Source organism: uncultured Shimia sp., from assembly GCF_913054185.1.
Taxonomy (GTDB): Bacteria; Pseudomonadota; Alphaproteobacteria; order Rhodobacterales; family Rhodobacteraceae; genus Shimia.
On record NZ_CAJXIV010000154.1, the window covers coordinates 1 to 4,629 of the forward strand.

At 57.3% G+C, this 4,629-nt stretch carries 6 protein-coding genes; all 6 read right to left on the reverse strand.

Going from position 1 to position 4,629, the window contains the following annotated elements:
• On the reverse strand, positions 1–811 hold an 811-nt coding region (locus QZ517_RS19610), incomplete at its 3' end, for an aldehyde dehydrogenase family protein (protein ID WP_294230613.1).
• Positions 812–893: 82 nt separating this feature from the next.
• Positions 894–1,382, reverse strand: coding sequence for an Lrp/AsnC family transcriptional regulator (locus tag QZ517_RS19615; RefSeq protein WP_294230616.1), 489 nt, complete (start codon positions 1,380–1,382; stop codon positions 894–896).
• A 54-nt stretch (positions 1,383–1,436) separates the two neighbouring features.
• Positions 1,437–1,559: a hypothetical protein gene (locus QZ517_RS19620; protein ID WP_294230619.1), complete on the reverse strand. Its 123-nt coding sequence runs from the start codon at positions 1,557–1,559 to the stop codon at positions 1,437–1,439.
• A 341-nt stretch (positions 1,560–1,900) separates the two neighbouring features.
• Positions 1,901–2,401: a TrmO family methyltransferase gene (locus tag QZ517_RS19625; protein ID WP_294230622.1), complete on the reverse strand. Its 501-nt coding sequence runs from the start codon at positions 2,399–2,401 to the stop codon at positions 1,901–1,903.
• A gap of 115 nt (positions 2,402–2,516) precedes the next feature.
• Positions 2,517–4,235 carry an ABC transporter ATP-binding protein gene (locus QZ517_RS19630; protein WP_294230625.1) on the reverse strand — a complete coding sequence of 573 codons (1,719 nt, stop codon included), beginning with the start codon at positions 4,233–4,235 and terminating at the stop codon, positions 2,517–2,519.
• Positions 4,235–4,629 (reverse strand): ABC transporter permease (locus QZ517_RS19635; protein ID WP_294230628.1); only part of this gene is annotated, 395 nt, incomplete at its 5' end. The genes QZ517_RS19630 and QZ517_RS19635, both read right to left, overlap by 1 nt.

Consider the following 4,629-nt stretch of genomic DNA (forward strand, 5'->3'; position numbering starts at 1 on the left):
CCGGGGCATGGCCGCCCAGTTCCAAGACCAACCGCTTCACTGTTTCAGACGATTGACGATACAGCAGTTTGCCAACATTTGTAGAACCGGTGAAGGACAGCGCGCGCACGCGGGCATCGCGGGTCCATGGCTCCACCACTGTGGGCGCAATGCCGGTCACAACGTTGAACACGCCTGCCGGGATGCCAGCCCGCTCAGCCAGTTCCGCCAGGGCCAGAGCACTATAAGGCGTTTCGCCAGACGGGTGCGCCACCACGGTGCAACCAGCAGCCAGCGCAGCGGCGGCTTTGCGGGTTAACATGGCGGAGGGGAAGTTCCACGGGGTGATCAGCGCGGCCACGCCCACAGGTTCACGCCACAACTCAACCTCGGCATCCGGCAGATGGCTGGTCACACCTTCGATGTTTGGGCGCTTGGCTTCTTCAGAGTAGAACTCCACAAAAGCCGCCCCATAGTCGATCTCGCCGCGCGCTTCAGAAATGGGTTTGCCCTGCTCCAGCACCATAATCCGGGCGAGGTCTTCTTTGTGCGCCAGTTGCAATTCAAACCAGCGGCGCAGAATAGCTGCGCGTTCTTGTGGCAGCAGCGCCGCCCAGGCCGGGAAGGCCGCCTGCGCCGCATCCACGGCAGCGGTGGAGTCCTCGGCGGACATCGCCGTCACTCCACCCAAATGGGTGCCGTCTGCCGGATTGGTCACAGCAAAACTGTTGCCGTCTTTGGCTGCCTGCCATTTGCCGTTGATGTAGGAAAAGGACCGTACAAGGGCCTTGTCTGTGATGTCAGCCCGGGCCGAAAGCGCGGTTTGTGTCATTGTAAATGTCTCCTCTGTTTGAGGAAAAAATGCCGCAAGCAGACAGAGGATTTGTCCGAAGTTTTGGAAGATCACAGAGGATTTAGCTGTGCTCAGAGGCCCCCAGAAGAATATCAAACGGTGGTGGACCGTGCTCTTTCACCGGCTTGGTCACGATATAGGTGAAATATCGCGACAGGCCGATGCGAGCGTCGAGCATTTCATCAATCAGGCGTTGATAAGCGTCGATATCGCTGGTCACAATTTGCAGCAGGTAATCAAAGCCACCCCCAAGCGCCCAGCAGGCGACAACTTCGTCATAGCGCTGCATCGCGGCCTCAAAAGCCCGAAAACTGGCTGCGGTGTGATCGGCTATCTCGGCCGACACAAACACCGTCACATTTGGCCCCAACTTCTTGAGATTGATGCGCGCGCCGTAACCTTCGATCAGCCCCGCTTTTTCCAGCTTTTTTAACCGGTCCCAGCAAGGGGTTGGCGAAAGACCTATTTTATCGGCCAAGGCCGCTTTGGTGATACGGCCTTCGCGCGTCAGCACGGACAGGATTTGAATATCACGATTGTCCAGCTTCATGGCAGCACCCACGCCTCACGCAAGGCGGAAGTCACATCCGGGAGCAGCCCCAGGTCATATGAACGCGTGGTCATAGTCATAGCCCGTCAGCGTTAGCAGCCCCCATTTGTCATCGGCAAGCCCAATCATGTCCTGCACAAAAACTGTGGGCAAAAATCCCGCAAATCTGACTGTCACGAACCTTCGCTTAACCACTGACTCTTCATTAACCAATTCAAACTACGGTTTTCTTGTGTCGTTATCGCCGCGCTTTACCAAATTGATTCTCTCATCAAGGCGCGGTTCGTAAGGGAATAGGATCTATGACAAAAACACATTTGTCAGTCTGGGTACTACCACGCAGCCAGTCGCAAGACGCGCGCCCTCCCGCGCGTCGGGCCAATCGCAGTGGCGCATTTATCGTTGCCGCCTGCGGGGATGAAGACTTTGTGGTGACACCCAAGGCGTCCGGCAACAAAAACCGCAGGATTTGGCCACATACCGCGCCAACCCGTCCGCGGGTTCGGGCGCTCTAACCGTTATAACTCTGGCGGGACATCCACCGCGGGCGCGCTGGGTTTGATGTCGAGTAATGGCGTGCCGTCAAAACAGTCAATGGCATCAATGCCAATGACACCCGCTTCCATATCCAACGAAGTGATCCGCACCGCCGCCAGTGAAATTGGGTTCACCCGATTTGGCGACCGCAGCGCAAAAGTGCCGCTGGCGCTGTCATGATGACGGGGCCTTTGGGTGATCAGATCGCGCCGCGCGTTATGCATCCAATAGAATAGCAAAATCCCCTGCCCCACTTCCAAACCAGTTAGACCCTGCGCAAAGCCCGGTTCCAAAACAACGCGTGCGCCTTGGCTGGTTTCCCGTGCGCGGGTCACGTTTTTGGGGCAATTGCCACGCCGCCACGGGGTTTCAATCCTGCCAATAAACCGCAGCTGCGCATCGATCCGCTCTATGGGGTCAAAAGACAGGCGGTCTTCACCGGCGCGTTGTTCTGGAAAGACGGTTGTTTTGGGCTCAGTCATGGTGGGCTTCCTTGGATGTCGCAGGCACTCTGCCAGCAGACCCAAAGTGATACCAGCATCTGCTTGGTCGCACCCTCTAATGAAAAACGCCGCTCCGAGGAGCGGCGTTTTCTTGTCATACAATCTCGTCTTCGAGACCTTCGGTTGAGAGCCCTTCGAGCTTGGGCATCAAACTCAACAGCTCCCGCGTGTAAGCTTCTTTGGGGGTGGCAAACAGCGTTTCGGTGTCTGCCACCTCTACCATTTGCCCCTGACGCATCACGCCAACGCGGTCACACATCTGGCGCACCACCGGCAGGTCGTGGCTGATGAAGAGCATGGTCAGACCCAGATGTTCTTGAAGATCTTTGAGGATGTTCAGGATTTGCGCCTGAATCGACACGTCCAGCGCCGAGGTTGGCTCGTCACAGATCAGGAAGCGTGGCTGGGTTGCCAAAGCGCGTGCAATCGAGATCCGCTGGCGTTGACCGCCGGAGAACTCATGCGGGTATTTACGCCCGGCGTCAGAGCCCAAGCCCACGCGTTCCAGAAGCTCATCTACACGATGCTGAATCGCGTCACCTTCCAACAGCTTGTGGTGTTTCACCGGCTCCGCGATGATCTGATCCACACGCATACGTGGGTTGAGGCTGGAGAACGGATCCTGGAAGATCATCTGGATTTGACGGCGATAGGCCTCCAGATCTTTCGCGGTTTTGAACTGCGTAATCTCTTCGTCATCAAAGAAAATCTTACCGCCGTTGGTCTGATACAGTGTCGCGATCATGCGGGCCACGGTCGACTTGCCAGAGCCACTTTCCCCGACGATGCCAAAGACTTCGCCTTCCCGGATGTCAAAGCTGATCTTGTCCGCCGCAGTGAAGTATTTACGGCGGGACGGCAGAATGGCGTTGCGGGCCAAAAAGGTTTTGGTCAACCCCTCTACCTTCAAAAGCGTGCCGGATTTGGTTGGCTCAGGCTTTTTCCAGTTACGTGCCAGATCATCGATATGGAACGCAATCTGTCGGCCGCCATAGCTAAGCTGCGGAAAGCGATGCACTTTGAGCGTCGGCCGAGGCACAGCGGCAATGAGCGATTTGGTGTACTCATGCGCCGGCGCACCAAGCACCTGTTCCGTCGTGCCACTTTCAACCACCTGGCCTTGGTACATCACGGTCACCTTGTCGGTGGTGTCCGCGATCACACCCATGTCGTGGGTGATCAGGATCACGCCGGTCTGACGCTCCCGTGCCAGCTCCTTGATCAGTTCAAGAATTTGCGCCTGAATCGACACGTCCAGTGCCGTGGTGGGCTCATCTGCAATGATCACATCAGGCTCGGAACAGAGCGCCAAAGCAATCACCACCCGCTGGCGCATGCCGCCAGAGAACTGGTGTGGGTATTGATCGATCCGCTCGTCCGGGGTGGGAATGCCAACCCGATCGAGAAGTTCAATCGCGCGCTTTTTGCTGTCCGCATCAGACAGCTTGAGATGGAACTGGATGGTTTCCACCAATTGCTGGCCAACGGTCAGAAGCGGGTTTAGCGAGGTCAGAGGGTCTTGGAAGATCATAGAGATCTTCGCGCCCCGCAGCGCCCGCATGCCATCCGCATCGCGCCCGTTGATGTGCTCCCCTTTGAAGCTGACGGTGCCTTCGGCAATGTGGCCGGGGCGGTCCAACAGCCCCATAACAGCCGCACCAATGGTGGATTTGCCCGCGCCGGATTCCCCCACAAGACCGTGGATTTCACCCGGCTCAACCGCAAGATTGGCTTTGTTCACCGCCACAAACAGTTTGCGGCGGGTTGGGAAATGGACCGACAGGCCCTCGATATCTAGAACTGTATCGCTCATCACTGCAACCTCGGGTTCAATGCATCACGCAGCCAGTCACCCAACAGGTTCACAGACAGCGCCAGGGCCAAAAGCGTCACGGATGGGAACAGGATGATCCACCACTCGCCAGAGAACAGGTAGCCCTGACCAATACGGATCAAGGTGCCCAGTGAGGGTTGCGTGGGTGGTGCGCCCACACCGAGGAACGACAACGTTGCCTCAGCGATGATGGCCAACGCCAAGGAGATGGTCGCGATGACCAACACCGGCGAGAGCACGTTTGGCAGGATGTGACGCAGCATGATAATGCCACGACCACGGCCAATCATACGCGCGGCCTGCACGTATTCTTTGTCCTTTTCCACCAGTGTGGCGCCACGCACAACGCGGGCAAATTGCACCCAGTCAGACA

What these genes read in the sequence shown, in the direction of transcription:
- QZ517_RS19630 (WP_294230625.1), bottom strand. Translation starts at nt 4,235, where the DNA reads ATGAGCGATACAGTTCTAGATATCGAGGGCCTGTCGGTCCATTTCCCA.
- QZ517_RS19625 (WP_294230622.1), bottom strand. Translation starts at nt 2,401, where the DNA reads ATGACTGAGCCCAAAACAACCGTCTTTCCAGAACAACGCGCCGGTGAA.
- QZ517_RS19615 (WP_294230616.1), bottom strand. Translation starts at nt 1,382, where the DNA reads ATGAAGCTGGACAATCGTGATATTCAAATCCTGTCCGTGCTGACGCGC.